Here is a 25,008-nt window from a genome sequence, read left to right on the forward strand (position 1 = left end):
TGGCGCGATGTCCACCCCCACGACGACCCCCCGCGCCCGCGCCGACGCCTGCCCCGGTGCCCTCCAGACGCACACGGCCGCCGACGGCGAACTCGCCCGCGTGCGGGTCCCCGGCGGCCTGCTGACCGCGACGCAGCTGCGCGCCCTCGCCGCCGCCGCCCGCGACCTGGGCACCGGCGCGCTGGAGATGACCAGCCGCGGCAACCTGCAGCTGCGCGGCCTGGCGCCGGCCGGCGTCCCCCGGCTGGGCGAGGCCCTCGCCGCCGCGGGCCTGCTGCCGAGCGAGACGCACGAGCGGGTGCGCAACGTCCTGGCCAGCGTGCTCACCGGGCGCGCCGGCGGGCTGCTCGACGCCCGGCCGTGGGTGGCCGCCCTCGACGAGGGGCTGCGCGCCGACCCCGCCCTGGCCGCGCTGCCCGGCCGGTACCTCGCCACCCTCGACGACGGCCGCGGCGACGTCAGCGGCCTCGGCGGCGACGTCGGCCTGCTGGCGCTTCCCGGCGGCGACGTCGCCCTGCTGCTCGACGGCGCCGACAGCGGCCTGCGCGCCGGCCCGGACGACGCCGTCGCCCTGCTGCTCGACGCCACCCGCGCGTTCCTCGCCGAGCGCGCGGCGCAGGGCGGCACCGCGTGGCGGCTGGCCGAGCTCGACGACGGCCCGGCGCGGGTGGCCGCGCGGCTGCCCGGGTCGCGGGTCGCGCCGGTCGCCGTCCCCGCCGCGCCGGAGAGCGGCCCGGTCGGCGCGGAGACCCAGCCCGACGGGCGCACCGCGCTGGTCGGCGCGGTGCCGCTGGGCCTGCTGTCGGCGGCACAGGCGGAGCTGCTCGCGTCGCTGACCGGCGCGGTGCAGCTGACGCCGTGGCGCAGCGTCGTCGTCCCCGACCTCGCGGAGGACCGGGTGGACGACGCCGCCGTCGACCTGTTCCGCACCGGGATGGTCTTCGACGCCGAGAGCCCGTGGGCGCGGGTGACCGCCTGCGCCGGCCGGCCCGGCTGCGCGCGGTCGCTCGCCGACGTGCGCGCCGACGCCGCGGCCGCGGTCGCCGCCGGGACGGTGCCCGGCGACGTCCGCGTGCACTGGGCGGGCTGCGAGCGGCGCTGCGGCCGGCCGCGCGGCGAGGTGCTCGACGTCGTCGCGACGCCGGAGGGCTACCGCGTCGGCTGAGGGCCGACCGCGCTACGAAGGCCCTCAGTCCTCGTCCGGGTCGGGGTAGCGGGCGCCCGCCGGGACCTCCGCGCCCTCGGGCACCTCGACGCGGCGCCCGACGAGCGTGATGTCGCCGTCGCCGCCGACCGTGGCGCCGCGGCCCACCACGACGCCGTCGTCGACCACCGACCGGGTCACCGTGGCGCCCGACCGCACGCGCGCACCGGGCAGCAGCACCGAGTCGACGACGGTCGCGCCCGCCTCCACCACCACGCCCGGCGAGAGCACCGAGCCGCGCACGTTGCCCGAGACCCGGGTGCCGCCGGACAGCAGGCTGTTCTCGATCTGGCCGTCGTCGAGGACCCGGGCGGCGCTGTGCCGGCCGCCGCGGGTGTGGATCGGCCAGCGCGGCGCGTCGAGGTCGATCGGCGGCTCGTCGGTGAGGAACTCCTGGTGCGCCGACCAGTACGAGTCCACCGTCCCGACGTCGCGCCAGTAGCCGCCCAGCGGGTACGCCCGCGCCCCGCCGTCGCGGGTCTGCGCCGGCAGCAGGTGGGTGCCGAGGTCCTCCAGCCCCTCCTCGCCGACCTCCGACTGCAGCTCCTCGAGCCGGTCGAGGGTCGGGCCCGGGTCGAAGACGAAGACCTCGTTGGTGGCGGTGGTGGTGGCCGGCTCGTCGGGCTTGTAGGCGTAGCCGGTCACCCGCTCGCCGTCGACCTCGACGATCCCGTAGCGCGAGGCGTCGTCGGCGGCGACCTCGGTGGTCACCATCGTCACCTCCGCGCCCGACTGCAGGTGCGCCTCGGCGACCTCGCGGTAGTCGAGCTCGTAGACGGCGTCGGCGCTGACGACGACGAGCGCGTCGGCGCCGAACGCCCGGATCAGCTCGGCCTGCCGCCACAGCGAGTTCGCCGTCCCGGTGTTCCAGCCCCCGCGCTCGGTGCCCTGGAACGGCGGGAGGGTCATGAGCCCGCCGGTGGTGCGGTCGAGGTCCCAGGGCCGGCCGTTGGCGAGGTGGTCGGCCAGCGAGGCCGGGTGCTGCTGGATCGACACCCACACGTCGGGGATGCCCGAGTGCTGGCAGTTGCTCAGCGGGAAGTCGATGAGCCGGTAGACCCCGGCGAACGGGACAGCGGGCTTGGCGCGGTGCTCGGTGAGCAGCTGCAGCCGGCCGCCGGCGCCACCGGCGAGGACGAGGACGAGCAGGCGGGGGAGGGCCATGCGCCCGCGCTACCCGTTCCGGCCGGGACGTAGCCTCCTGCCCGATGTACGAGTACGAGAAGGACGGCGCCGAGATCTACCGGCAGTCGTTCGCGACCATCCGCGCCGAGGCCGACCTCGCCGGCCTGCCCGAGGACCTCGCCCGAGTGGTCGTGCGCATGATCCACGCCTGCGGCCAGGTCGACCTCGTGGCCGACGTGCTCGCCAGCGACGGCGTGGTGGCCGGCGCCCGCGCGGCGCTCGACGCCGGCGCGCCGGTGCTGTGCGACGCGCAGATGGTGGCCTCCGGCGTCACCCGGCGCCGCCTGCCCAAGGACAACGACGTCGTCTGCACGCTGAACGACCCGCGCGTCCCGGCGCTGGCGGCCGACCTCGGCACCACCCGCACCGCGGCGGCGCTGGAGCTGTGGCGCGACCGCCTCGACGGCGCCGTCGTGGCCATCGGCAACGCCCCCACCGCGCTGTTCCACCTGCTGGAGATGGTCGCCGCGGGCGCGCCCCGCCCGGCCGCCGTGCTCGGCGTCCCGGTCGGCTTCATCGGCGCCGCGGAGTCCAAGGAGGCGCTGGCCGCCTCCGACCTGCCGTTCCTCGTGGTCCGCGGCCGGCGCGGTGGCAGCGCCATGACCGCCGCGGCGGTCAACGCGATCGCGAGCGACGTCGAGTGAGCGGGCGCCTGTACGGCGTCGGGCTCGGCCCCGGCGACCCCGAGCTGGTCACCGTCAAGGCGGCCCGGCTCATCGGCGCGGCCGACGTCGTCGCCTTCCACGCCGCCCGGCACGGCCGCTCGGTGGCCCGCTCGCTCGCCGAGCCCTACCTGCGCGCGGGCCAGGTCGAGGAGCTGCTGGTCTACCCGGTGACCACCGAGGGCACCGACCACCCCGGCGGCTACCAGGGCGCGATCGACGAGTTCTACGAGGCCGCCGCCGCCCGGCTGGCCGCGCACCTCGACGCCGGCCGCGACGTCGTCGTGCTCGCCGAGGGCGACCCCTTCTTCTACGGGTCCTACATGCACATGCACAAGCGGCTCGCGCACCGCTACCCGACCGAGGTGGTGCCCGGCGTGACCAGCGTCAGCGGCGCCGCCGCCGTCGTCGGGCGGCCGCTGGTCGAGCGCGACGAGGTGCTCACCGTGCTGCCCGGCACGCTGCCCGCCGACGAGCTCGCCGAGTGGCTGGCCACCACCGACTCGGCCGCGGTGATGAAGCTCGGCCGCACGTTCGGCCAGGTCCGCGAGGCGTTCGAGGCCGCGGGCGTGCTCGACCGGGCGCTCTACGTGGAGCGGGCCACCACCGACCGGCAGCGCACGATGCCGCTGGCCGACGTCGACCCGGAGACGGTCCCCTACTTCTCCCTCGCCCTGCTGCCCTCGCCGCTCACCGGTCCGGGCAACGCCCCCGCCCCGGCGGACGACGAGGCCGTCCGCGCCGGCGAGGTCGTCGTCGTGGGCCTGGGCCCGGGCGCGCGCGGCTGGACGACGCCGGAGGCCGCCGACGCGGTCGCCGCCGCCGACGACCTGGTCGGTTACGGCCCCTACCTGGACCGGGTGCCGGCCAACCCGCGGCAGGTGCGGCACGCCAGCGACAACCGGGTGGAGGCGCAGCGGGCCGCGCACGCGCTCGAGCTGGCCCGCGCCGGCCGCCGGGTGGCGGTGGTCTCCAGCGGCGACCCCGGCGTCTTCGCGATGGCCGCCGCGGTGCTGGAGGTGGCCGCGCAGCCCGAGCACGCCGGCGTGCGCGTGCGCGTGCTGCCCGGCCTGACCGCCGCGCAGGCGGTGGCCTCCCGCGTCGGGGCGCCGCTGGGCCACGACTTCGCCGTGATCAGCCTCTCCGACGTCCTCAAGCCCCTCGACGTCGTCCTCGACCGGCTGCGCGCGGCCGCCGCGGCCGACCTGGTGATCGCCGTCTACAACCCGCGGTCGAAGGCGCGCCCCGACCAGCTCGGCAAGGCCCGCGAGACGCTGCTCGAGGTGCGCGACCCGGAGACCGTGGTGGTCGTCGGCCGCGACGTCGGCGGGCCGGAGGAGCGGGTCACCGTGACGACGCTCGGCGAGCTCGACCCGGAGACGGTCGACATGCGCTGCCTGGTGATCGTCGGGTCGTCGCAGACGCGGGTGACGCCGTCCGGGCAGGTCTTCACCTCGCGCCGCTACCCCGGCTGACGGGAATGCCGGGCGGGTCGATGGCCTTGGCAACCGTCGTGCCCCGCCTCTCCCGCTCCGCCGCCTTCTGGTCGGTGGCTGGGCTGCTCGTGGTGGTGCTGGCCGCCTCGGGCGTCCCGTCACCGCTGTACCGGGTCTACCAGGAGGAGTTCGGCTTCGGCGCCGGGCTGCTGACGCTGGTGTTCGGCATCTACGCGTTCGCGCTGCTGGGCGCGCTGCTCGTCGTCGGCAGCCTGTCCGACCACGTGGGACGGCGGCCGGTGCTCGCCGCCGGGCTGCTGCTGCAGGCCGTCGCGATGGCGGTGTTCCTCGCCGCCGACGGCGTGGGCTGGCTGCTCGTGGCGCGCACGCTGCAGGGGCTGTCCACCGGGGCGCTGACCGGCGCGCTCGGCGCGACCCTGCTGGACCTGCAGCGGCCCTCGGCGCGGCCGCTGGGTGCCCTGCTCAACAGCGTCTCCCCCGGCCTCGGGCTGGCGCTCGGCGCGATGGGCGCGGGGCTCGCCATCGAGGGCCTGGCCGAGCCGACGCCGTGGGTGTTCGGGGTGCTGACCGTCGTCTTCGTGCTCGGCGCGGGCCTGGCCCGGCTGCTCCCGGAGACCTCGCCGCGGGTGCCCGGCGCGCTGGCCTCGCTGCGGCCGCGCGTGGAGGTGCCTCGCCCGCAGCGCCGGGCCTTCGCCGTCGCGGTGCCCTGCCTGGTGGCGCTGTGGGCGATGGGCGGGCTGGTGCTCTCCCTCGGCCCGTCGCTGACGGCCGGCGTCTTCGGCGCGAGCGGCCACCTCGCCGGCAGCCTGCTCATCCTCTGCATGCAGGGCGCGGCCGCGGTCGGCGGCGTGCTGGCCCGCGACCTCGCGCCGCGCCGGGCGATGGGCGGGGGCTGCCTGGTGTTCGCCGTCGCGGTCGGCGGCCTGCTCGTCGCGCTGGCGACCGGCGCCCTCTGGCTGTTCTTCGTCGCCTCGGGCCTGGCTGGGCTCGGCTTCGGCGCCGCGTTCCTCGGCGCGGTGGCCACGGTGACCGCCGGCGTCGCGCCCGGTTCCCGCGCGGGCCTGCTGTCGAGCGTGTTCGTCGTCGGCTACCTGGCCTTCAGCATCCCGGCGATCGTCGCGGGGATCGTGTCCGGCCCGGTGGGCCTGCGGGCGACCGCGGAGGTCTACGGCGCCGTCGTCATCGTGCTGGCGCTCGGCGCCGCCCTCGGGTTGCGGCTCTCGCACCGCCGCGCGCCCGCCGCGGCCCCCGCCGACGAGCCGTCGGAGCCGCTGGCCGCCTGACGCGAGGCGGTCACCGGGCCACGTGGCCGGGTGGTGTGGCGTCCTCGTCGGGGGTGACGCGCCGCGCCTCGAGTGCCGACTCCGCGAGGACGCGGTCCACGAGCTCGGCCGGTCCGCCCAGGCAGCGCCAGTCGTCGTCCCACAGCCACGACAGGAGCCACGAGCGGTCGGCCGGGAAGACCAGGTCGGGGCCGGGCGCGCGCCAGGACCACAGGTCGCGGCGCCACGCGGCCGCCTGGGCCGGGCCGGCGTGCACGAGGACGTAGGGCCAGGAGGAGTAGAGGCCCACCCGGGGCGCGTCGGGGAAGACGACGTCATCCGCGCCGGTGTCGAGGTAGCCCAGCCACCACGGACCCGGCGACCGTGCGGCGAGCAGGCGCAGCAGGAGGGCGACGTCCTCCTCCCGGCCCTGCCCCTTGTCCGGGACGACGACGGTCGCGTACGCCTCGAAGACCGGCGGGACGGCCGACGTGATGGTCCGGCCGATCGGCGTCGCCTCACGGATCCAGGCGACGTCCGAGTCCGTGCCGATCCGCCACTCCCGACCGTCCCTGCGGCGGGTGACCGGGGCGCTGCCGGGATCTCTCACGGGAGCAGGATGCACCGTCCGGCGGCCGACTGACCTGGCGTTTCTGTCGTACCCCCGCCGTAGGTTCGCCTCATGTCGGCGAGCGCGGAGCACGTGTCGCCGATCGAGCGCGCGCTGGCCGGGTGGCTGATCGAGCAGCCGGTGGCGATCGAGCGGCTGCCGGTCGGGGTGCTGTCCGACGCGCAGGCCGCCGCGGAGCTGGCGCGGGTGCAGGCGCGCAAGGCGATGGACGCCGCCTACGAGGCCGAGCTGGTGCTGCGGCTGGCCGAGACCCGCCCCGCCGACCTCGACCCCCCGCCCGGCACCCCGGGTGCGCGGTCGGGGTCGTGGGCGCCGGACCCGGAGCTGCCCGGGGTGTCGGAGTTCTTCACCGCCGAGCTGGCGGTGGTGCTCAACGTCGGCCGGCCCACCGCCACGACCCTCGCCAAGCGGGCGTGGACCTACCGGGAGTCGCTACCCGCGACGTGGGCGGCGCTGGCTGCGGGTGAGCTGGACGAGCGCCGGGCGATGGTGCTGGTCGACGTGCTGCAGTGGACCGTCCCCGCGCTGGCGCGGCGGATCGAGGCCCGGCTACTCCCCCACGCCACCGGCTGGACCGTGCGGACGCTGCGCAAGCGCGCGGTCGAGGCGCTGCTGGAACTGGACCCCGACGCGGCCGAGCGGAAGAGGGACGACGCGCAGCGGACCGCCGACGTCCGGATTGTCCCCTCCCCGCAGGACGGCATGGCGCTGATGATCGCCGAACTCCCGGCCGAGGTCGCCGCCGCCTGCATGGCCGTGCTCAACTCCTTGGCGCGGCTGGCCAAGGACGCCGGCGACCCCCGCCCGATCAGCCGGCTGCGCACCGAGCTCTACGCCGCGGTGTTCCTGCGCGCCGGCGAGCCGGGCCGGCCGGCGGTCACCGCGCACCTGCAGATCATCGCCACCCTGTCCGCCCTGCTCGGGCGGTCCGCCGAGCCCGGGGAGGTCGACGGGCAGCCGATCACCGCCGCCCACCTCCGCGAGCTGCTCGCCCAGCTCGACGCCCTCGGCATCCGCGTCCCCGCCGGTGGGTCGGTCACCGTGGCGGTCACCGACGACGACGGCACCCTGCGCGCCACCACTCCCCTCGACCAGGCCCGCACGCTGGCCCGCCGCGGCTGCCCCGACCACCCCGACGGTGAGGACGACGGCGGGTGCCGGTGCCCGGTGCTCGACCGGCCCGAGCCCACCGACCGCTACACGCCCACCCGGCCGCAGCAGCGGTTCGTGCGCACCCGCGACCGCACCTGCCGCTTCCCCACCTGCGGCCAACGAGTCGGCTGGGCCGACGCCGACCACGTCATCCCCCACGCACACGGCGGGAAGACCGACTGCGCCAACCTGTGCTGCCTGTGCCGCAGCCACCACCGCCTCAAGACCTTCGCCCGCGGCTGGAGCTTCCAGATGTCACCGAACGGGGTGCTCACGGTGACCACGCCGTCGGGCATCACCCGCACCACCCGCCCACCGGGCATGCACCCACCCCCACCACCCGCGCCCGACCCGCCACCGCCGACGGCACCCGAGCCGCCACCGTTCTGACCCTGCGGGTCGGGGCGCCGGCACACCCGGCTCGGCGGGCCGGCGCCGACCCGGTCAGCGCCCGGGGTAGGGCTGCGCCGTGAGCGCCCGCGCGAGGTGGGCGGCGTTCTCCGCGAGCGTCCTCGTCGTCGACGCGACCGCCTCGGGGGTCTCCTCGAGGTCGTTGTAGTCGCGGCTGCCCATGGCCTCGTCGTTCCAGTAGACGGCGCCCTGGGCGGGGATCGTGAAGCCGATGTCGTTGAGGCCCTGGAACAGGTCCGCGGTGATCTTGTGGGCGCCGTCCTCGTTGCCCACCACGCACGCCACCGCGACCTTGCCGGTGACCAGCGGCCGGCCCGAGTCGTCGGTCTCCGACAGCTCGCCGTCGAGGCGCTCGAGCACCCGCTGGGCGACGCTGCTCATGTGGCCGACCCAGGTCGGCGTCGAGACCACCAGGACGTCGGCGGCCATCATCCGCTCGCGGATGGCGGGCCAGGCGTCGCCCTCCCCCATGTCCACCTCCACGCCGGGCTTCACGTCGTGGTCGACGACGCGGACGACGTCGGAGGTGAAGCCGTGCTCCCCGAGCGCGTCGAGGACCTGGCGGGCCATGAGCTCGCTGGACGACGGCGCGGGGGACGGCTTGAGGCTGCAGATCAGGGCCAGGGCACGGGGGGACGCGGACTCGGTCATGCTCCCCACCTGCCCAGACGCGGGCAGGTGTCACACATCAGGATCGTGCGCGACCGACCGCGGCGCAGAACCGCTCGTGCTCGGCGCGGGTCTCGGCCAGCGGGGCCAGCACCTCCTCGTCGGCCACCTCGGCCACCCGGGCGGTGAGCCGGCGCCGCGCCGTGCGTGCCCGTCTGCGCGCGCCCGCGGCCACGAGCGGCCGGCACACCAGCGCCAGCAGCAGCCCGGCGAGCAGGCCGAGCCCGAGCAGCAGCGTGGGCAGCGGGATGCCCTGCACCCGGGGCAGTGGGACGACGTCGTCGAGCTGCAGCAGCCCCAGGACGACGAGGCCGACGAGCCACAGCGCGCCGGCCAGCGCGACGAGCGCGAGCAGCCACTGCAGGCCGCCCACCCCGCGCTGCCACAGCGGCACCCGGTCGGAGCCGAGGCCGGTGCCGGCGACGGCGCGGTCGAGCCGGTCGGGCAGCCGCCCGCCGGTGTCGTCGGAGGTGCGGCGCAGCTCGTCGCGCCAGGCCGGGGGCAGCCCGCGGCCGGCGTCGTCGCGGGCCTGCCGGAGGGCGGCGTCCATGCCGGCCCGCTGCACCGCGCCGGCCTGCGGCAGCGACGTCCGGGCCCGCTCGTCGCCGAGGTGCAGCCGGTCGAGCGGGTCGGCACGCAGCTTGCGCGTCCACCGCAGCAGCGGCCAGCCGGTGTGCGCGGTCCCGCTGCGCCGGGCCGACCGCTCGACGGCGGCCACCACGGCCGGCACGCCCGCGGCGTCGGCCAACGCGCCGGTCAGCTCCTCGCGGGCCGCCCGCCCCGGCCCGCGGTCACGCCCGGCGTCGGGGGTGCAGTGCGCGGCCAGCGCGCCCGCGGCCGCCCGCGCGTCGGCGGTGAGGCGGTCGGTGGCCGCCTTCCGCGCCGACACCCGGCGGGCGAGCTCCGCGCGCAACTGCGGCAGCCCCAGGCCGCTCGGCGCGGCCGTGGGGAGCACCGGCACCCCGGCGAGGCCCTCCTCGTCGAGCAGCCGGCGCAGGTCGGCCAGGCAGGCGGCCGCGGCCGCCTCGTCGAGCCGGTCGACCTGGTTGAGCACCACCAGCAGCACGCCGGAGTGCCCGGCCAGCGGCGCGAGGTAGCGGGTGTGCACGGCGTCGTCGGCGTACTTCTGCGGGTCGAGCACCCACACGAGGACGTCGACGAGCTGCACCAGCCGGTCGACCTCCAGCCGGTTCTCCAGCCGCACGCTGTCGTGGTCGGGCAGGTCGAGCAGCACCATGCCGTCCAGCGCCGGGTCGGGGTCGGCCACGCGGTGCCGCCGCGGCACCTCCAGCCAGTCGAGCAGCCGGTCCGCGCCGTGCGCGTCGGAGGAGGGCTCCCCCCACACGCTGGCGTGCGCGACGCCGGTGGTCGGCCGCCGCACGCCCGGGGTGCTCACCTGCGCCCCGGACAGCGCGTTGAACAGCGTGGACTTGCCGCTGCCGGTGGCCCCGGCCAGGGCGACGACGGTGGCGTCGCCCAGCGCCTCGCGGGCCCCGGCCTTCGCCAGCAGCGCCCGCGCGGTGCCCACCTCCGGCACCTCCAGGCGCCCCTCGGCGACCTCGACCGCCTCGCGCAGTGCCGCCAGCCGGTCGGGCAGCGCCAGCTCCCGCGCCCTCACGCCGTCCTCCGCGCGGCGGCCAGCGCGGCGACGGCGGCGCGCAGCCGCCCCGCCGCGTCGGGGGCGTCGGACACCGGCGCCAGCAGCTCGTCGAAGCGGTCCTGCTCGCCGCGCAGCAGCCGGTCGGCGCGGGCGTCGAGGTCCTCGCGGGCGCGGGCGGCCAGCTCCCGCACCGCGGCGTCGCCGAACACCGCCTCGAGCACCCGCTGCCCGACCGCCGTCGTCCCGCCGGCGATGGCCAACTCGGCGCCCGACAGCCCCGCCGTCGAGGCGAAGACGGCGACCATCACCACCGCGCCGGCGCCGTTGATCCCCCACGACAGCAGCCGCGCCTGCGAGCGCTTGCCCGCGCCCTGCTCCCGCACCAGCTCCAGCACGTACCCCTGCCAGTCGCGGACCTCCTCGGCCGCGGCCGGCGCGAGGTCCGGCGAGGCCGACCCCAGCGCCTCCTCGTGGCCGGCCACCAGCGCCCCGCCGCCGGGCAGCGAGCGCCACGCGGTCACGGTGCGCTCGGCGGCCCGGTCGGCCTCCGCCCGCAGCAGCGTCTCGACGCCGGACTCCAGCGCGCCCGACAGCGAGTCCGCCGTCGACGGCCGGCCGGTGAGCGCGGCGCCCAGCCGGTCGCGCAGCCGGCCCACCCGGTTCTGCAGCGAGCGCATCCACTCGCCGGTGCCCACGAAGTCCTGCCAGCGGGCCAGCACCTCCCCGCGCAGCAGGCTGCCGTTGCCCACGCCCTCCCCCACCGCGTCGCGGGCGCCGTCGTAGGCGGCGTCTGCGGCGTCGGCCAGCGCCGCGGCGGCCCCGGCCTGCTCGTCGACGCCGGCGGCGACCGCGGCCACCCGCCCGTCGAGGCTCTCCAGGGCGCCGGCCAGCGTCTGCCGGACGACGGCGGCGCGCTGCTCCTGGTCGGCGGCCAGCCCGCGCAGCCAGTCGCGCAGCGGCGCCACCTGGTCCTCGGGCAGGAACCCGTCGCGCAGCGGCCGCTCCTCCACCACGAACAGCCGCGCCGTCCCGAGCCCGCCGCGCTGCAGCATCCCGGCGAGGTCGGCGGCCACCTCGGTCACCGCCTCCGGCGGCGTGCGGTCCAGGACGACGGCCAGCGCGGTGCCCCGCTCCTGCGCCGTGCGCAGCAGGTCCCACGGGACGGCGTCGGCGTAGCGGGCCGCCGTCGTCACGAACACCCACAGGTCGGCCGCCGACAGCAGCTGGCCGGCGAGGTCGCGGTTGGCCTCCACCACCGAGTCGACGTCGGGCGCGTCGATGAGCGCCAGCCCGGCGGGCAGCGCGTCGCTCGGCACCAGCCGGATCCCGCCGCTGACGTCGCCCTCGCCGGTGGTGCGCGGCAGCCCGGGCAGCACGCGGTCGCCGGAGAACGCCGCGACGTCGGCCGGTGAGCAGACCAGCACGGGGGCGCGCGTGGTCGGGCGCAGCACGCCGGGGACGGTCACCCGGGCGCCGAGCACGCTGTTGACCAGCGTGGACTTGCCCGCGCCGGTGGACCCGCCGACGACGGCGAGCAGCGGCGCGTCGAGGTCGCGCAGCCGGGGCAGCAGGTAGTCGTCGACCTGGTCGACCACCGCCCGCGCCGTGCGCGCCGTCGTCTCCCGGCCCGGCGTGGCCAGCTCCAGGGGCGCGGCGGCGACCGCGTCGCGCACCTCCTGGAGCGCGTCGGTCAGCAGCACGGGTCCGGTCACGTCCGATACGTAGCCCGGCGGGGGGCCGGCTACCCGTCGAGGGCGGCCAGCGCGGCCGGGACGTCCCCCGGGAGGGCGGCGACGGCGGCCGCGCCCGCGGCGGTCAGCTCCGCAGGGCCGCCCGGTCCCCACCCGGCGCCCACGCACGGCAGCCCGTGCGCGGCCGCGCCGAGGACGTCGTGCTCGCGGTCGCCGACCAGCGCCACGGGACGGGCGGCGGGATGGGCGGCCAGCGCCGCGGCGACCACCTGGTCCTTGTGCCGGACCGCGCCGTCGAGGGTGGCGCCGTGCACGCTCGCGAACGCGCGCAGCAGTCCGACGTGCGACAGCACCCGGACGGCGAAGGGCTGCGGCTTGCTGGTGGCGACGGCGAGCACCGCGCCGCCCGCGCGCAGGTCGCGCAGCAGGCCCGGGACGCCGTCGTACACCGCGACGTCGAGCAGCGCGCCGGCCGAGTAGTGCGCCCGGTACGCCGTCACGGCGCGGTCGACGTCGGCGCCGCGCAGGCCGAACACCGTGGCGAAGCCGTCCTGCAGCGGCGGGCCGACCATCGCGCGCAGCTGCGCGGGCGTCGGCTCCGGGAGGCCCAGCCCCGCGGCCGCGACCCGGACCGAGTCCCAGATGCCGGGCGTGGAGTCGACGAGGGTGCCGTCGAGGTCGAACAGGACGAGCGGGGTCGCGGCGGGCTGCACCCCGGGATGGTCCCCGACGGCCGGGTCAGGCCGGGGAGGCGCTCCCGGTGCGCTCGCCGGCCCGGCCGCGGACCAGGAAGACGGCGACGAGCGCGAAGGCCATGAACGCGAAGGTGCCGACCGAGGCCAGCGTCGACCAGCCGGAGGCGGTCTGCGCGCCGACCGCCTCGTCGACGCCGCCGGTGGCGAGGATCGTCGTCGGGTCGGTGAGGCCGTGCAGGACGATCGCGGTCCAGATCGTGCCGGTGACCCGCATCGCCAGGTACATGCACATGCCGAAGCAGAAGGTGTAGCCCACCGTCGCGAGGACGGTCCGCAGCTCCATGCCCTGGATAAGGTTGACCAGGTGCATGAGCGCGAACAGCAGCGAGGACACGACCGCGACGAAGCGCTCGCCGTGCCCGGCGTCGCGCAGCATCTCCACCGCCAGCCCGCGGGTGGCCAGCTCCTCCGCGACGCCGATGCAGACGCCCAGCAGCGCCAGCACCGCGATCTCCCCGCCGGTCCAGCCGTCCCGGTCGACGGCACCGGCGTGCCCCACGACCACGGCGAGGACCAGCACCGGGGCGATCCACATCCACCGCCGGCCGGCGACGGGCTGGCGCCCGAACACGGCCGGGAGCCACCCCACCCGCCAGGTGAACGCGAGGAGGGCCAGGGCGCCGATCCCGATGGGCAGCACCAGCGCGAAGAAGGTGCTCCCGGGGTCGGCCACCACGTTCTCGTCGTCGATCCGGTCGCCGGCCAGCAGGCCGACCACCTGCGAGACGGCCACGTAGAACACGAGGTACCCGGCGACCAGGGCGAACGCCTTCCAGGTCGCCGGCCGGTCCCAGAAGCCCGTCCGCGAGGACCTGGTCTGGCTCTCGGTCACGCTCGGAGCCTGGCAGCTCGCTGAGCGCGACGACAGGTCACCGCCCGCGCCGATGCGCCCGCAGGCGCACTTCCTCGTTCCGCATGTCCGGGCCGCCGGCGGCGCGGGCCGCGCGGGAGGCCAGGGCGGCGAAGGCGTCACGCAGCTCCGGCGGGCCGACCACCTCGACGTCGGCGTCGAACCGCGCGAGCGACGCCGCGAGACCCGTCCACGACCACGAGCCCAGGCGCACCCGGCAGCGGTCCTTCCCGGCCGGCTCGACCGTGCCGTCGCCCACGAACGGGACGACGTCGGCGGCCGGGAGGTCCAGCAGCACCTCGCCTCGGCACGGCCAGGCGTCGGGCCCGGCGGAGCCCCTGAGGCGGGCCGACAGCCACGCGCCGGCGTCGCCGCCGGGGACCTCCCGCGGCACGAACCGCGGCCCGTTCGGCGTGCGCAGGCGGATGCGGTCGGCGCGGAACGCCCGCCAGTCGCCGCGGCCGGGGTCCCAGGCGACGAGGTACCAGCGGCCGGCGCGCGCGACGAGGGCGTGCGGCTGCACCTGCCGGGGCGGGCGCAGCTCCCCGTCGGCGGGGGTGCCGCCGGGGGTGGCATGGTCGAAGCGGAGCTCCTCCCGGGCGCGGACGGCGGCGCTGATCGCCAGGAGCACCTGCGGGTCGGCGGGCGCGTCGGCGCGGGCGACGACCGTCGCCTCGAAGCCCTCCACCCGGCCGCGCAGCCGCGCGGGCAGCACCTGCGCGAGCGTGGCCAGCGCCCGCACCGCCGCCTCCCCGACCGCGGCCCCGCTGACGACGGCGGCCCGCAGCGCCACGGCCAGCGCGACCGCCTGCTCGTCGTCGAACAGCAGGGGCGGCAGCCGCGACCCGGCGTCGAGCCGGTAGCCGCCGTCGGGCCCGCGGACCGCCCGCACGGGGTAGCCGAGCTCCCGCAGCCGGTCGACGTCGCGGCGCAGGGTGCGCTCGCTGACCCCCAACCGCTCGCGCAGCACCGGTCCGGGCCAGTCGCGGCGCGCCTGCAGGAGCGACAGCAGGGCCAGCAGACGCCCGGAGGCAGCAGGGGCGGAGGTCGTCGGCACGCCGTCCATCCTGCCGGGAGAACCGGCCGTTCCCTGACCTGTACCGCCGACAGAGTGGTCCTCGTCGCCGGAGACGCCGGCGGCACCGAGACCAGGAGCACCCGTGACCGTGCAGACCGTCGCCCACCTCAACTTCTCCGGCCAGGCCCGCGCGGCGCTGGACTTCTACGCGTCCGTGTTCGGCGGTCAGGTCGTCGCCGTCACCTACGGCGACGCCGGCATGCCGCGGGACCTGCCCGGCGCGGACCTCGTCGTCTTCGGCCAGGTCGTGGGCGCGGACGGCTTCTCCGTCATGGCCTACGACGTCCCGGGCCGGCAGCCGGCCGCGCCGGGGACGGCGACCCCCCGCGCGCGGCGGGAGAACGGCACGACGCTCACCGACGAGCCCTTCTTCCTCTCCGTCCGCGGCGGGACGGTCGAGGAGGTGCAGGAGCTGTGGGACCGGCTGGTCGTCGGCGCCGCCGTGATCGAGGCCTACGGTCCGTCGGCGTGGGCGCCGGCGTCGGGGATGCTCACCGACCGGTTCGGCGTCACCTGGATCCTCGACGTGGCCGCCCCGTACGCCGGCTGACCGTCCCCGGGCGGCCGGTCCCGGGGCCGGCCGCCCGCCGGGAACGGCTCAGGCGGTGGCCCACACGCCCAGCACGTTGCCCGCCGGGTCGGCGAAGGTGAACCGCCGCCCGCCGGGGAAGGCGTAGGGGCCCTCCACGACCCGGCCGCCGGCGCGGGGAACCGCCTCGGCGGAGGCGTCGAGGTCGGCGGAGAACAGCAGCACCAGCGGGCCGCCGGGGGCCGTCCGGTCGGCCAGCCACAGGCCGCCGACCTCCGTGTCGCCGTCGCCGCGGATGCCCGAGTACGCCGGGCCGTAGGAGGTGAACCGCCAGCCGAACGCCTCGCCGTAGAAGCGCTCGGCGGCGACCAGGTCGGTCACGGGGAGCTCGACGTAGTCGATGGCGTGGTGCCGCTGCGTGCCGGTCATGGCGGCAGCCTGCCCGGCGGTGCCGACAGGACCGGTCAGCGGCTCGAGACGGCGACGCGCAGCCCCAGCGCCACCAGCACCGTGCCGCTCACGCCCTCGAGCCAGGTGCGCACCCGCGGCCGCCGGAACCACGCCCCGGCCCGCGCGACCCCGGCCGCCAGCGACAGGTACAGGACGGTCTCCAGCGCCACCTGCACCAGCGCGAGCAACGCCGTGGTGGCGAACAGCGGCCGGTCGGCAGGCACGAACTGCGGGTAGAAGGCGACCATGAAGACGGCGGCCTTCGGGTTGGCCAGCTGGACCAGCACGCCCTCGCCGAACGCGGCCCACCCGCCGCGGCGCGGCCCCGGGCCGGCACCGGCCGCCGCCCGGCCGGCCCGGTGCTCCCGCCAGGCCGCCCGCAGCGCCTGCACCCCGAGCCAGACCAGGACGACGGCGCCGACGCCCCTGAGCACCCAGAACGCGGCCTCGGAGGCGGCCACGAGGCCCGCGACCCCGGCCGCGGCCAGCAACGCCCAGGCGTACAGCCCCGCCTCGAGGCCGAGGACCGTCGGGACGGCGGCGCGGAACCCGCCGACCGCGGCGCGGCGCAGGATCAGCGCCACCGCCGGCCCCGGGGACACGGCGATCAGCAGGACGGCCAGCAGGAACGCCGGCTCCGCGATCGACTCCACGCCGCGGATGGTGGCACCGGCCGGGGCCGGCGCTCGACCCGATTACCGGAGCACGGCGGCGAGGAACTCCTCCACCCGATGGCGCAGCTCGGCGGCGAGCTCCTCGCCCACCTCGACCGGGTCGCGCTCGCGCAGCCACGGCGGGATGTCGGTGCGGACGCGGGCGGCGCAGCCCAGGTCGGCGCAGACGTAGGTGCCCACGGTGTTGCCGTTGCGGCCGGCCTCCCCGGCGCGGCGGGCGGTGAACAGCGAGACGGCGTCGCCGGGCTGCGTCGAGCGGCAGAGCAGGCACATGACCGTCCGGCGGGCCGACATCCGCGACTCCGCGGCGCGCAGCGCGATGCCCACCGGCCGGCCCTCCCGCTGGACGACGAGGTAGCCGCGCAGCGGCGCCTTCGGGTCGCGCCAGCCGAGCACGTCGAGGGTGTCCCACGGCAGGTCGCCGAGGTCGCGCGGCAGCGTGGCGGAGTTCGCCTCGCCCTTCGAGCAGTTCACGAAGGAGCGCCGCACCTGCTGCTCGGTCATCGGTTCCACGAGGGACCATCCTGCGTTCCGGCACCGGCCGGTCTCAACGCATTTACCCACCCCGCCGCCTCCTCGACGGTGGTCACCACCGCCACGCCCCGGGGCAGCGGCGGGCGGCGGACCAGCACCACGGGCAGCCCGAGCCGGCGCGCCGCGGCCAGCTTGGCCTCGGTCATCGACCCGCCAGAGTCCTTGGTGACGACGACGTCGACGCCGTGCTCGCGCATCAGCGCCGTCTCCTCGTCCTCGGTGAACGGGCCGCGCGCCAGCAGCAGCACCGCGCCGGCCGGCAGCGGCTCGTCGGGCGGGTCGACGGCGCGCACGAGCACCCGGCCGGGCAACGCCGCGAAGGCGCCGACGCCCTGCCGCCCGGTGGTGAGGAACACGGCGCCGGCGCCGGAGACCGCCGCGGCGGCGTCGGCCAGCGAGTCGACGTACGTCCAGCGGTCCCCCGGTCCCGGCGTCCAGCCCGGGCGCTGCAGCCGGAGCAGCGGGGTGCCGGAGCGGGCCGCGGCGGCCGCCGCGGAGGCGGTGATGCGGGCGGCGAACGGGTGGGTGGCGTCGACGACGGCGCGCGGCCGGTGCGTCGCCAGCCACTCGGCCAGCCCGTCGGCGCCGCCGAACCCGCCCACCCGCACGTCGCCCTCGGGCAGCACCGGGTCTGCCACCCGCCCGGCGAGGCTGGACAGGACGTCGACGCCGCCGGCCACCAGCGCCGCGGCCAGCCGCCGGGCCTCTCCCGTGCCGCCGAGCACCAGCACCTGCCCGCTCACGATGCCTTCCCGCTCCCGCGGGGCGCTCCGCTCCTCGCTCGTTCCTCGCCGCGATGCTCACGCCCCTGTCCGCTCATGCTGCCCGCCCGGGGATCATGGGGCGGTGAGCAGGGACGGCGCCTCCGGGCTGCGGCACGGCTGGACCACCGGCGCGTGCGCGACGGCGGCCACCACCGCGGCCTACACCGCGCTGCTCACCGGCGAGTTCCCCGACCCGGTGACCATCGACCTGCCGAACGACCGGCACCCGGCCTTCGCGCTGGCCCGTGAGTCGCTGGAGCCCGGGGCGGCCACCGCCGGGATCGTCAAGGACGCCGGCGACGACCCCGACGTCACCCACGGCGCGCTGGTGAGCGTGCGGGTGACCCACGGCGAGCCGGGCCGCGGGGTGGTGTTCCGGGCCGGCGAGGGCGTGGGCACGGTGACCAAGCCCGGGCTGCCACTGGCGGTCGGCGAGCCCGCGATCAACCCGATGCCGCGGCAGTTCATCGGCGAGCACGTCGCGGCGGTGGCGGCGCGGCACGGCGGCAGCGGCGACGTCGTCGTCGAGGTGTCCATCGAGAACGGCGCGGAGCTCGCGCGGAGGACGTGGAACCCGCGGCTGGGCATCCTCGGCGGGCTGTCGGTGCTCGGCACGACCGGCGTCGTCGTCCCGTACTCGTGTTCCTCGTGGATCGACTCGATCCGCCGCGGCATCGACGTCGCCCGGGCCGCCGGGCGGGAGCACGTGGCCGGGTGCACCGGCTCCACCAGCGAGAGGACGGTGCAGGAGCTCCACGGCCTGCCCGAGGACGCGCTGCTCGACATGGGCGACTTCGCGGGCGCCGTGCTCAAGTACCTGCGCCGCCACCCGGTGCCGCGGCTGACGGTGGCCGGCGGCATCGGCAAGCTGGCCAAGCTCGCCGACGGCCACCTCGACCTGCACTCCGGCCGCTCGCAGGTGTCCTTCGACTCCCTCGCCGCGCGGGTGGCCGCCGCGGGCGGGTCGCCGGAGCTCGTCGCGGGCGTGCGCGGGGCGAACACCGCGCTCGACGCGCTGCGGCAGTGCCAGGCGGCCGGGCTGCCGCTGGGCGACCTGGTGGCCGCCGGCGCCCGGGAGACGGCGCTGGGGGTGCTGCGCGGGGCGCCCGTCGCGGTCGACGTCGTGGTGATCGACCGTGCGGGCGCGGTGGTCGGGCGCGGCTAGCGGCATCTCGTCGTCGAGTAGAGGTGGCTGTCGGGGAACTCCCCCGCGGTGAGCACCGGGCCGACGACGACGACCGCCGTCCGCCGGACCCCCGCCGCCTCGACCTGCCCGGCGATGTCGGCGAGCGTGCCGCGCAGCACGAGCTCGTCGTCGCGGCTGGCCCGGGCGACGACGGCGACCGGGCCGTCGGCCCCGTAGTGCTCGGCCAGCAGCGGCGCGAGCTCGGCCATCCGCTGCACGGCCAGGTGCAGCACGAGCGTGGCGCCGGTGGCGGCGTACGCGGCGAGCTCCTCCCCCGGCGGCATCGGCGTCGAGCGGGCGCTGGTGCGGGTGAGGACGACGGTCTGCCCGACGCCGGGCACGGTCAGCTCCCGCTTGAGCGACGCGGCCGCGGCGGCGAACGCGGGCACGCCGGGGACGACGTCGTAGGGGACGCCCGCGGCGTCGAGCCGGCGCATCTGCTCGGCCATGGCGCTGTAGACCGACGGGTCACCGGAGTGCAGCCGGGCGACGTCGTGGCCGGCCTCGTGCGCGGCGACCAGCTCGGCGGTGATGCGGTCGAGGTCCAGGTCGGCGGTGTCGACCAGCCGGGCGCCGGGCGGAGCGGAGTCGAGCAGCTCGCGGGGCACCAGCGCGCCGGCGTAGAGGCAGACGGGGGCGCGCGCGATGATCCGCGCCGCCCGGAGGGTGACCAGGTCGGCCGCGCCGGGCCCCGCCCCGATGAAGAACACGGTCATGACAGGGCCTTTGTAGCGCTCTCGGCCCTCACCACCGGGTCACCGACCAGATCGTCACGGGCATCGCCGGCTTCCAGCCGGTGAACGAGCCGACCGGCTCGGCGCGCGAGACCTCCACGCGCACGAGGTCGCCGCCGACCTTCGCGTGCCACTGCGCGAGCACCGCCTCGCTCTCCACCGTGACGGCGTTGGCCACCATCCGCCCGCCCGGCGGGAGCGCGTCCCAGCACGTCTCCACCAGCAGCGGCGTCGTCAGCCCGCCGCCGATGAACACCGCGTCGGGGGCGCCGAGCCGGGTGAGCACCTCCGGCGCGTGGCCGTGCACCACCCGCAGGTAGGGGACGCCGAGGCGCGCGGCGTTGCGCGCGATCCGCTCGGCGCGCTCCTCGGAGGCCTCGACGGCGACCGCGCGGCAGGTGGGGTGCGCGCGCATCCACTCGATGCCGATCGACCCCGACCCGGCGCCGACGTCCCACAGCAGCTGCCCGGGCACCGCGGCCAACCGCGACAGCGTCACCGCGCGCACCTCGGCCCGGGTGAGCTGCCCGTCGGACTCGTAGGCGCCGTCGGGCAGGCCGGGCGTGGTGGGCAGCGGCATGGTGCCGCGGTCGGCCCGGCACTCGACGGCGGTGACGACGAGCGCCGGCGCCGGCTGCGACCAGGTGGCCGCGGTGCCGGTGCGCACCTCCTCGTCGGGGCCGCCGAGCCCGCCGAGCACCGTGACCAGGCTCTGCCCGTAGCCGCGGCCGGCCAGCAGCGCGGCCACCTGGGCGGGCGTCTCGCCGTCGGACCCGAGCACCAGCAGCCGCCGCCCGGGCTGCACGTGCGGGTGCAGCAGCTCCAGCGGCCGCCCGACCAGGCTGACCACCTCGGTGTCCTCCACCGCCCAGCCCAGTCGGGCGCAGGCCAGCGACACCGACGACGGCGCCGGCAGCACCCGCACCCGCTCGGCGCCGAGCAGCCGGGTCAGCGTGGTGCCGATGCCCGAGAGCATCGGGTCGCCGCTGGCCAGCACGACGACCGCCCGGCCGGCGTGCTCCTCGACCAGCCCGGGCAGCGCCTCGGTGAGCGGCGAGGGCCAGGGCACCCGCTCGGCGGCGACCTCGTCGGGGACCAGGTCGAGCTGCCGGGCGCTGCCGAACAGCACCTCGGCCCGCTCGACCTCGGCGCGGGAGGTGGGGGCCAGCCCGTCCCAGCCGTCGGCGCCGATGCCGACGACGACGACCGGGGCGGCCGGCACGGTCTCGCTCACGCCGGCAGCTCGCCCTCGGGCCCGGCCGCCTCGGCCAGCAGCCGCTCGCGCAGGTCCTCCGGCAGCCGGTCGACGTAGACGACGCCGTCGAGGTGGTCGACCTCGTGCTGCAGGCACCGCGCGGCCATGCCGGTGGCCTCGATGGTGACCGGCCTCCCCTTCACGTCGACGCCGTCGACGCGGGCGCGGAAGGCCCGGGCGAGCTCGGCGTAGGGGCCGGGCACCGACAGGCAGCCCTCCTCGGTGACCTCCTCGGCGGGCTCGCCGTCGGCGGGGGGCAGCACCGTGAGCTCCGGGTTCACCACGTACCCGACGACGTCCTCGCCCGCGGCGTCCGGGCAGTCGATCACGAAGACCCGCGCGTCGACGCCGATCTGGTTGGCCGCCAGGCCCACGCCGTCGGCCTCGCGCATCGAGGCGAACATGTCGAGCACGAGCCGGCGCAGCCGCTCGTCGAACCCGGTGACCGGGACGGTCGGGCGGTGCAGCACCTCGTTGCTGCCGTAGGTGACGATCGGCCGGGCGACGCCGTCGTAACGGCCGGGCAGGCGCATGGCCGCGATCCTAGGAAGCGGCCTGGGCAGGATGGTCGCCGTGCCGCTCCGCAGAGACGTCCCCACCGCCGCAGGCCTGGCACTCGGCGCGGCCGCGGACCTGCTGCTGGCCGACCCGGCCCGGCGGCACCCGGTGGCCGGGTTCGGCTCGCTCGCCGCGGCGCTGGAGCGGCGGCTGTGGCGCGACGCGCGGCCGGCGGGCGCCGCGCACGCGCTGGTGCTGGTGGCCGGCGCCGCGGGCCTGGGCGCGGCGGCCGACCGGGCCACGGCCGGGCGGCCGGTGCTGCGCACCGCGGCGGTCGCCGCCACCACGTGGACGGTGCTCGGCGGCACGTCGCTCGGCCGGGCGGCGGCCGCGATGGCCGGCGCCCTGGAGGCCGGCGACCTGCCCGGGGCCCGGGCGCTGCTGCCCACGCTGGCCGGCCGCGACCCCTCGTCCCTCGACGCCGGTGAGCTGGCCCGCGCCACCGTGGAGTCGGTCGCGGAGAACACCTCCGACGCCGCCGTCGCGCCGCTGGTGTGGGGCGCGCTCGCGGGCCTGCCCGGGCTGCTCGGCTACCGCGCGGTCAACACCCTCGACGCGATGGTCGGCCACCGCTCGCCGCGGTACGCCCGCTTCGGCTGGGCCGCCGCGCGGGCCGACGACGTCGCCAACTGGCTGCCCGCCCGGCTCACCGCCGCGCTCACCGTGGCCGTGGCCCCGGTCGCCGGCGGGTCGCCGCGAGAGGCGCTGCGCACCTGGTGGCGCGACGGCGCCGCCCACCCCAGCCCGAACGCCGGCCGCTGCGAGGCCGCGGCGGCCGGCGCCCTGGGGCTGCGGCTGGGCGGGCGCAACATCTACGGCAGCCGGGTCGAGGACCGGCCGGTGCTCGGCGACGGCCGCGCGCCGGAGAGCAGCGACGTCGGCCGGGCGGTGCGCCTGTCGCGGGCGGTGTGGCTGGCCGCGGCGGCCCTCGCCGTGGCGAGCAGGGCCGCCCGGCGCGGCTGAGGCCGGGTCAGCGGCCCGCGCCCGTGCAGGGCGCCGCGCGCACCGGAGGTCACCGGGAAGCCCGCCGGGTCGAGGCGGGGGTGGCTGCGCGGCGGGTCGGCGGGACCGCGGCCGCCGCGCACGGCGACGACGAGCGTGGTCACCGACAGGGCGCCCAGCGCCAGCAGGAACAGCAGCAGGAGGACTGTACTCGAGGTCATGGGGGGAACAGTGGCACCGTCGCCACTGGACCGGAGCGGTCCAATCCGGCATGGTGGCCTGCATGCCACCGGGGACCGAGCAGTCCACTCCCGCCGAGCTGGCGGGTCTCGTCGGCCCGCTGACCGACCTGCCGGGCCCGCGCTACGCCGGGCTGGCGCGCCGTGTCCGCGAGCTGGTGGCGCTCGGGCAGCTGCCGCCGGGCACCCGCCTGCCGGCCGAGCGCGACCTCGCGGCGGCGCTGGGCGTGAGCCGGGTGACCGTCGCCTCGGCCTATCGGCTGCTGCGCGAGGAGGGCGCGGTGAGCACGCGGCACGGCGCGGGCACCGTCGTCGAGACGCCGCCCGTCGACGCCGTGTGGTCCGCGCCGACGACGGACCCCGAGGTGCTCGACCTCGCCCACGCCGCCCCCGAGGCGGCGCCCCAGCTGGTGCCCGCCTACGAGCGCGCGCTCGCCCGGCTGCCGGGGGTGGTCGCCGGGCACGGCTACGCGCCGAGCGGCCTGCCCGAGCTGCGCGCCGCCATCGCCGACCGGTACACCGCCCGCGGCCTGCCCACCGACCCCGACCAGGTGGTGGTCACCGCCGGCACCGGCGACGCCACCGCGCTCGTCGTGGAGGTGCTGCTGCAGCCCGGTGACCGCGTGCTCGTCGAGCACCCCACCTACCCGGGCGCGGTCCAGCTGGTCACCGCCGCCGGGGGGCGGTGCGTGCCGGTCGCGGTCGACGCCCGCGACCCCGACGCCGTCGTCGGCGCGGCGCACCTGGCCACCCGGCAGAGCAGCCCGCGGCTGGCCTTCCTCATGCCCGACTTCTCCAACCCCAGCGGCGCGCGGCTGTCGGCCGCCGGCCGCCGGCGGCTGGCCGCCACGCTCTGGCAGCAGGGCGTGCTCGCCATCGTCGACGAGGTCACCGCCGAGCTGTGGCTCGACGACGACGCCGGCCCGCTGCCGCCCTACGCCGCCGGGCTGCCGGACGCCGCGACGGTGACCGTCGGTGGCCTGTCGAAGTCGGTGTGGGGCGGGCTGCGCATCGGCTGGCTGCGCACCGACGCCGCGCTGGCCGCCTCCCTCGGTGCCGCGCTGGGCCGCCGGCAGCTGTCGGTCGGCCCGCTCGACCAGCTCGCCGCCGCCGCGCTGGTGCGCGACCTCGACCCGGTGCTGGCCGGGCGCCGGCAGCTGCTGCGGGAGCGCCGCGAGGTGCTCCTCGCCGAGGCCGCCGCGCGACTGCCGCACTGGACCGTCCCGCGCCCGTCCGGCGGGCTGTCGGCGTGGTGCACGCTGCCGCCGGGCCGCAGCTCCGCCGCCCTCGCGGCCGCCGCGGCCCCGCTGGGCCTGCTCCTCGCCGAGGGGCGCGCCTTCGGCACCGGCACCGCCTTCGACGACCACCTGCGGCTGCCGTTCACGCTGCCGCCGGCCCGGCTGCGCACCGCCGTCGCCACCCTCGCCGCCGTCGACTCCGCCCTGGCCGGGGGGCCGGTCGCGCGCCATCCGGCGCGGCCCGTCACGGTGGTGTGAGGCGAAACGGACGCGCCCGTCCGGTGCGGGTGCGCGCCGTGCGCACCGGGTCTACCGTCCGGGGTGTCCCGAGCGGCCGGGACCTCGTCCCGGCTCTTCCGCAGGTGGTCGAACAAGCGGCTGCGCGGCGCTCTCCCCGGCCGACGCCGGGGTGCCCGACGGAGTTGGTCTCATGACCTCGACACAGCCTCGCCCTGTCCGGACCCACCCCCGTCCCCCGCGGACGGCCGCACCGCCGCTGCCCCGCCCGCCGGCGCCCTCCCCCCTGGTCTCCCGCCGCACCCGGGTCGCCGCGCGCTGGCGCTACGACCGCGCCACCGGCGAGTGGCAGTGGTCGGAGGAGATGTGCGTCCTCCACGGGCTCCCGCCCTCGGGCGCCACGCCGAGCACCGAGGTGCTCGTGGCCGCCCAGCACCCCGACGACCGGCCCCGCACCATCGACGCGCTGTCCGCGGCGGTCACCGCCGGCCAGGCGTTCTGCCTGTCCGTGCGGCTGCGCCTGCCCGGGACCGCCGAGCGCACCGTGGTGCTGCTCGGCGAGCCACGCCTCGACGGCGAGGGGCGGGTGGCCGGCGTCGAGGGCCTCGTCGTCGACAACCCCGCCGTGGGCGCCGGCGCCCCCGGCCCCGCGGCCGTGGACCGGGTGCTGGAGCTCGAGACCGAGCTCGCCCAGCTGCGCACCGCGATGACCAGCCGGGCGCCCATCGAGCAGGCCAAGGGCGTGCTGATGCTGCTCACCGGCTGCGGGGAGCAGCCTGCCTTCGACCTGCTGGCGCACATCTCCAGCCACGTGCACCGCAAGGTCCGCGACGTCGCTCTGGACCTGGTCGCCTCGGCGTCGGGCGGCCGCCCGCTGTCCCCGCAGGTGCGCGAGATCCTGCGCGACGCCTGCCCGCCGGGCGCCGCCGGTCACCCGGGCGGCTAGGACCGCGCCGGCCCGTTCCTCCCCCGACGCACCCTCCCCTGCCGCGGTCGCCTCCCCCGCGGCAGGGGAGGATGCCCCGGGTCCCGGTGGCCGGTGCCGGGACGCCACGAGGGAG

Annotated in this window: 25 protein-coding genes; 10 read left to right on the forward strand and 15 right to left on the reverse strand. The window is 77.9% G+C overall.

Going from position 1 to position 25,008, the window contains the following annotated elements; translation table 11 throughout:
- The first annotated feature begins 7 nt into the window (after positions 1–7).
- A complete protein-coding gene (cobG, locus tag ACI78R_RS17150; protein ID WP_457041593.1) occupies positions 8–1,165 on the forward strand; it encodes a precorrin-3B synthase in 1,158 nt (385 codons plus the stop codon).
- A 24-nt stretch (positions 1,166–1,189) separates the two neighbouring features.
- Here the strand turns inward: cobG and ACI78R_RS17155 are convergent, their stop codons facing one another.
- Positions 1,190–2,368, reverse strand: coding sequence for a glucose-1-phosphate adenylyltransferase family protein (locus ACI78R_RS17155; protein ID WP_457041594.1), 1,179 nt, complete (start codon positions 2,366–2,368; stop codon positions 1,190–1,192).
- 44 nt (positions 2,369–2,412) lie between these two features.
- Between ACI78R_RS17155 and ACI78R_RS17160 the strand changes: the two genes are divergently transcribed.
- The 3 genes from ACI78R_RS17160 to ACI78R_RS17170 are packed head-to-tail and all read left to right on the forward strand — an operon-like array spanning position 2,413 to position 5,791.
- Positions 2,413–3,033 carry a precorrin-8X methylmutase gene (locus tag ACI78R_RS17160; RefSeq protein ID WP_073418277.1) on the forward strand — a complete coding sequence of 207 codons (621 nt, stop codon included), beginning with the start codon at positions 2,413–2,415 and terminating at the stop codon, positions 3,031–3,033.
- Positions 3,030–4,526 (forward strand): precorrin-2 C(20)-methyltransferase, encoded by a 1,497-nt coding sequence (locus ACI78R_RS17165; protein ID WP_457041595.1) that lies wholly within the window; start codon positions 3,030–3,032, stop codon positions 4,524–4,526. The genes ACI78R_RS17160 and ACI78R_RS17165 overlap by 4 nt, the downstream gene beginning before the upstream one ends.
- Positions 4,527–4,564: 38 nt before the next feature.
- Entirely contained in the window at positions 4,565–5,791 is a 1,227-nt protein-coding gene (locus tag ACI78R_RS17170; protein WP_457041596.1) for an MFS transporter, read from the forward strand.
- A 10-nt stretch (positions 5,792–5,801) separates the two neighbouring features.
- Here the strand turns inward: ACI78R_RS17170 and ACI78R_RS17175 are convergent, their stop codons facing one another.
- Positions 5,802–6,380 carry a hypothetical protein gene (locus ACI78R_RS17175; protein ID WP_457041597.1) on the reverse strand — a complete coding sequence of 193 codons (579 nt, stop codon included), beginning with the start codon at positions 6,378–6,380 and terminating at the stop codon, positions 5,802–5,804.
- A 72-nt stretch (positions 6,381–6,452) separates the two neighbouring features.
- Between ACI78R_RS17175 and ACI78R_RS17180 the strand changes: the two genes are divergently transcribed.
- Positions 6,453–7,943 carry a DUF222 domain-containing protein gene (locus tag ACI78R_RS17180; protein ID WP_457041598.1) on the forward strand — a complete coding sequence of 497 codons (1,491 nt, stop codon included), beginning with the start codon at positions 6,453–6,455 and terminating at the stop codon, positions 7,941–7,943.
- A 54-nt stretch (positions 7,944–7,997) separates the two neighbouring features.
- Here ACI78R_RS17180 and ACI78R_RS17185 read toward each other — a convergent pair whose 3' ends face one another.
- The 6 genes from ACI78R_RS17185 to ACI78R_RS17210 are packed head-to-tail and all read right to left on the reverse strand — an operon-like array spanning position 7,998 to position 14,586.
- A complete protein-coding gene (locus ACI78R_RS17185; protein ID WP_454555222.1) occupies positions 7,998–8,615 on the reverse strand; it encodes a flavodoxin family protein in 618 nt (205 codons plus the stop codon).
- A gap of 37 nt (positions 8,616–8,652) precedes the next feature.
- Positions 8,653–10,251, reverse strand: coding sequence for a GTPase (locus ACI78R_RS17190; protein WP_457041599.1), 1,599 nt, complete (start codon positions 10,249–10,251; stop codon positions 8,653–8,655).
- Positions 10,248–11,945, reverse strand: a complete 1,698-nt coding sequence (locus ACI78R_RS17195; protein ID WP_457041600.1) for an ABC transporter — start codon at positions 11,943–11,945, stop codon at positions 10,248–10,250. The genes ACI78R_RS17190 and ACI78R_RS17195 overlap by 4 nt, the downstream gene beginning before the upstream one ends.
- A 29-nt stretch (positions 11,946–11,974) precedes the next feature.
- Positions 11,975–12,637 (reverse strand): HAD hydrolase-like protein, encoded by a 663-nt coding sequence (locus tag ACI78R_RS17200; RefSeq protein ID WP_073418265.1) that lies wholly within the window; start codon positions 12,635–12,637, stop codon positions 11,975–11,977.
- 25 nt (positions 12,638–12,662) lie between these two features.
- A complete protein-coding gene (locus ACI78R_RS17205) occupies positions 12,663–13,511 on the reverse strand; it encodes a CPBP family intramembrane glutamic endopeptidase (RefSeq protein WP_457041601.1) in 849 nt (282 codons plus the stop codon).
- 37 nt (positions 13,512–13,548) lie between these two features.
- Positions 13,549–14,586, reverse strand: coding sequence for a helix-turn-helix transcriptional regulator (locus ACI78R_RS17210; protein WP_457041602.1), 1,038 nt, complete (start codon positions 14,584–14,586; stop codon positions 13,549–13,551).
- A 103-nt stretch (positions 14,587–14,689) separates the two neighbouring features.
- Here ACI78R_RS17210 and ACI78R_RS17215 point away from each other — a divergent pair, with 103 nt between their 5' ends.
- On the forward strand, positions 14,690–15,157 hold the full coding sequence (locus ACI78R_RS17215; RefSeq protein ID WP_457041603.1) for a VOC family protein: 468 nt from the start codon (positions 14,690–14,692) through the stop codon (positions 15,155–15,157).
- A gap of 48 nt (positions 15,158–15,205) precedes the next feature.
- On the opposite strand, the gene ACI78R_RS17220 is transcribed toward ACI78R_RS17215, so the two are convergent.
- Genes ACI78R_RS17220 through ACI78R_RS17235 form a run of 4 tightly spaced genes read right to left on the reverse strand, consistent with a single transcriptional unit; the run spans position 15,206 to position 17,537 of the window.
- Positions 15,206–15,565, reverse strand: coding sequence for a VOC family protein (locus tag ACI78R_RS17220; protein ID WP_457041604.1), 360 nt, complete (start codon positions 15,563–15,565; stop codon positions 15,206–15,208).
- A 35-nt stretch (positions 15,566–15,600) separates the two neighbouring features.
- Positions 15,601–16,239: a LysE family translocator gene (locus ACI78R_RS17225; protein WP_073418258.1), complete on the reverse strand. Its 639-nt coding sequence runs from the start codon at positions 16,237–16,239 to the stop codon at positions 15,601–15,603.
- Between the two features lie 42 nt (positions 16,240–16,281).
- Positions 16,282–16,764: an FBP domain-containing protein gene (locus ACI78R_RS17230; RefSeq protein ID WP_457041623.1), complete on the reverse strand. Its 483-nt coding sequence runs from the start codon at positions 16,762–16,764 to the stop codon at positions 16,282–16,284.
- Positions 16,761–17,537, reverse strand: a complete 777-nt coding sequence (locus ACI78R_RS17235; RefSeq protein ID WP_457041605.1) for a cobalt-precorrin-6A reductase — start codon at positions 17,535–17,537, stop codon at positions 16,761–16,763. Before ACI78R_RS17235 ends, ACI78R_RS17230 begins: the two co-directional genes overlap by 4 nt.
- Positions 17,538–17,640: 103 nt before the next feature.
- On the opposite strand from ACI78R_RS17235, the gene ACI78R_RS17240 reads away from it, so the two are divergent.
- The gene (locus ACI78R_RS17240; RefSeq protein WP_457041606.1) at positions 17,641–18,723 is read left to right on the forward strand and encodes a cobalt-precorrin-5B (C(1))-methyltransferase; all 1,083 of its coding nucleotides are present in this window, start codon (positions 17,641–17,643) and stop codon (positions 18,721–18,723) included.
- On the opposite strand, the gene cobM is transcribed toward ACI78R_RS17240, so the two are convergent.
- The 3 genes from cobM to def are packed head-to-tail and all read right to left on the reverse strand — an operon-like array spanning position 18,720 to position 21,266.
- Positions 18,720–19,460 (reverse strand): precorrin-4 C(11)-methyltransferase, encoded by a 741-nt coding sequence (gene cobM / locus ACI78R_RS17245; RefSeq protein ID WP_073418251.1) that lies wholly within the window; start codon positions 19,458–19,460, stop codon positions 18,720–18,722. The genes ACI78R_RS17240 and cobM overlap by 4 nt on opposite strands.
- A gap of 28 nt (positions 19,461–19,488) precedes the next feature.
- Positions 19,489–20,712, reverse strand: a complete 1,224-nt coding sequence (gene cbiE / locus ACI78R_RS17250; RefSeq protein WP_083628162.1) for a precorrin-6y C5,15-methyltransferase (decarboxylating) subunit CbiE — start codon at positions 20,710–20,712, stop codon at positions 19,489–19,491.
- The gene (gene def, locus ACI78R_RS17255; RefSeq protein ID WP_457041607.1) at positions 20,709–21,266 is read right to left on the reverse strand and encodes a peptide deformylase; all 558 of its coding nucleotides are present in this window, start codon (positions 21,264–21,266) and stop codon (positions 20,709–20,711) included. Before def ends, cbiE begins: the two co-directional genes overlap by 4 nt.
- A gap of 40 nt (positions 21,267–21,306) precedes the next feature.
- Between def and ACI78R_RS17260 the strand changes: the two genes are divergently transcribed.
- The 3 genes from ACI78R_RS17260 (at position 21,307) to ACI78R_RS17270 (ending at position 24,893) form a co-directional block, all read left to right on the forward strand.
- On the forward strand, positions 21,307–22,254 hold the full coding sequence (locus ACI78R_RS17260) for a cobalamin biosynthesis protein (RefSeq protein ID WP_457041608.1): 948 nt from the start codon (positions 21,307–21,309) through the stop codon (positions 22,252–22,254).
- Between the two features lie 262 nt (positions 22,255–22,516).
- Positions 22,517–23,968: a MocR-like transcription factor YczR gene (gene yczR, locus ACI78R_RS17265; protein ID WP_073419457.1), complete on the forward strand. Its 1,452-nt coding sequence runs from the start codon at positions 22,517–22,519 to the stop codon at positions 23,966–23,968.
- 172 nt (positions 23,969–24,140) lie between these two features.
- Positions 24,141–24,893, forward strand: coding sequence for an ANTAR domain-containing protein (locus ACI78R_RS17270; protein WP_457041609.1), 753 nt, complete (start codon positions 24,141–24,143; stop codon positions 24,891–24,893).
- Positions 24,894–25,008 lie beyond the last annotated feature (115 nt).

It is taken from the genome of Geodermatophilus sp. SYSU D01106 (assembly GCF_054049995.1).

Coding starts and splice junctions, on each gene's coding strand:
- def (WP_457041607.1), bottom strand. CDS start 21,266: ATGCGCCTGCCCGGCCGTTACGACGGCGTCGCCCGGCCGATCGTCACC.
- ACI78R_RS17160 (WP_073418277.1), top strand. CDS start 2,413: ATGTACGAGTACGAGAAGGACGGCGCCGAGATCTACCGGCAGTCGTTC.
- cobG (WP_457041593.1), top strand. CDS start 8: ATGTCCACCCCCACGACGACCCCCCGCGCCCGCGCCGACGCCTGCCCC.
- ACI78R_RS17155 (WP_457041594.1), bottom strand. CDS start 2,368: ATGGCCCTCCCCCGCCTGCTCGTCCTCGTCCTCGCCGGTGGCGCCGGC.
- ACI78R_RS17220 (WP_457041604.1), bottom strand. CDS start 15,565: ATGACCGGCACGCAGCGGCACCACGCCATCGACTACGTCGAGCTCCCC.
- ACI78R_RS17270 (WP_457041609.1), top strand. CDS start 24,141: ATGACCTCGACACAGCCTCGCCCTGTCCGGACCCACCCCCGTCCCCCG.
- ACI78R_RS17185 (WP_454555222.1), bottom strand. CDS start 8,615: ATGACCGAGTCCGCGTCCCCCCGTGCCCTGGCCCTGATCTGCAGCCTC.
- ACI78R_RS17180 (WP_457041598.1), top strand. CDS start 6,453: ATGTCGGCGAGCGCGGAGCACGTGTCGCCGATCGAGCGCGCGCTGGCC.
- yczR (WP_073419457.1), top strand. CDS start 22,517: ATGCCACCGGGGACCGAGCAGTCCACTCCCGCCGAGCTGGCGGGTCTC.
- cobM (WP_073418251.1), bottom strand. CDS start 19,460: ATGACCGTGTTCTTCATCGGGGCGGGGCCCGGCGCGGCCGACCTGGTC.
- ACI78R_RS17230 (WP_457041623.1), bottom strand. CDS start 16,764: ATGACCGAGCAGCAGGTGCGGCGCTCCTTCGTGAACTGCTCGAAGGGC.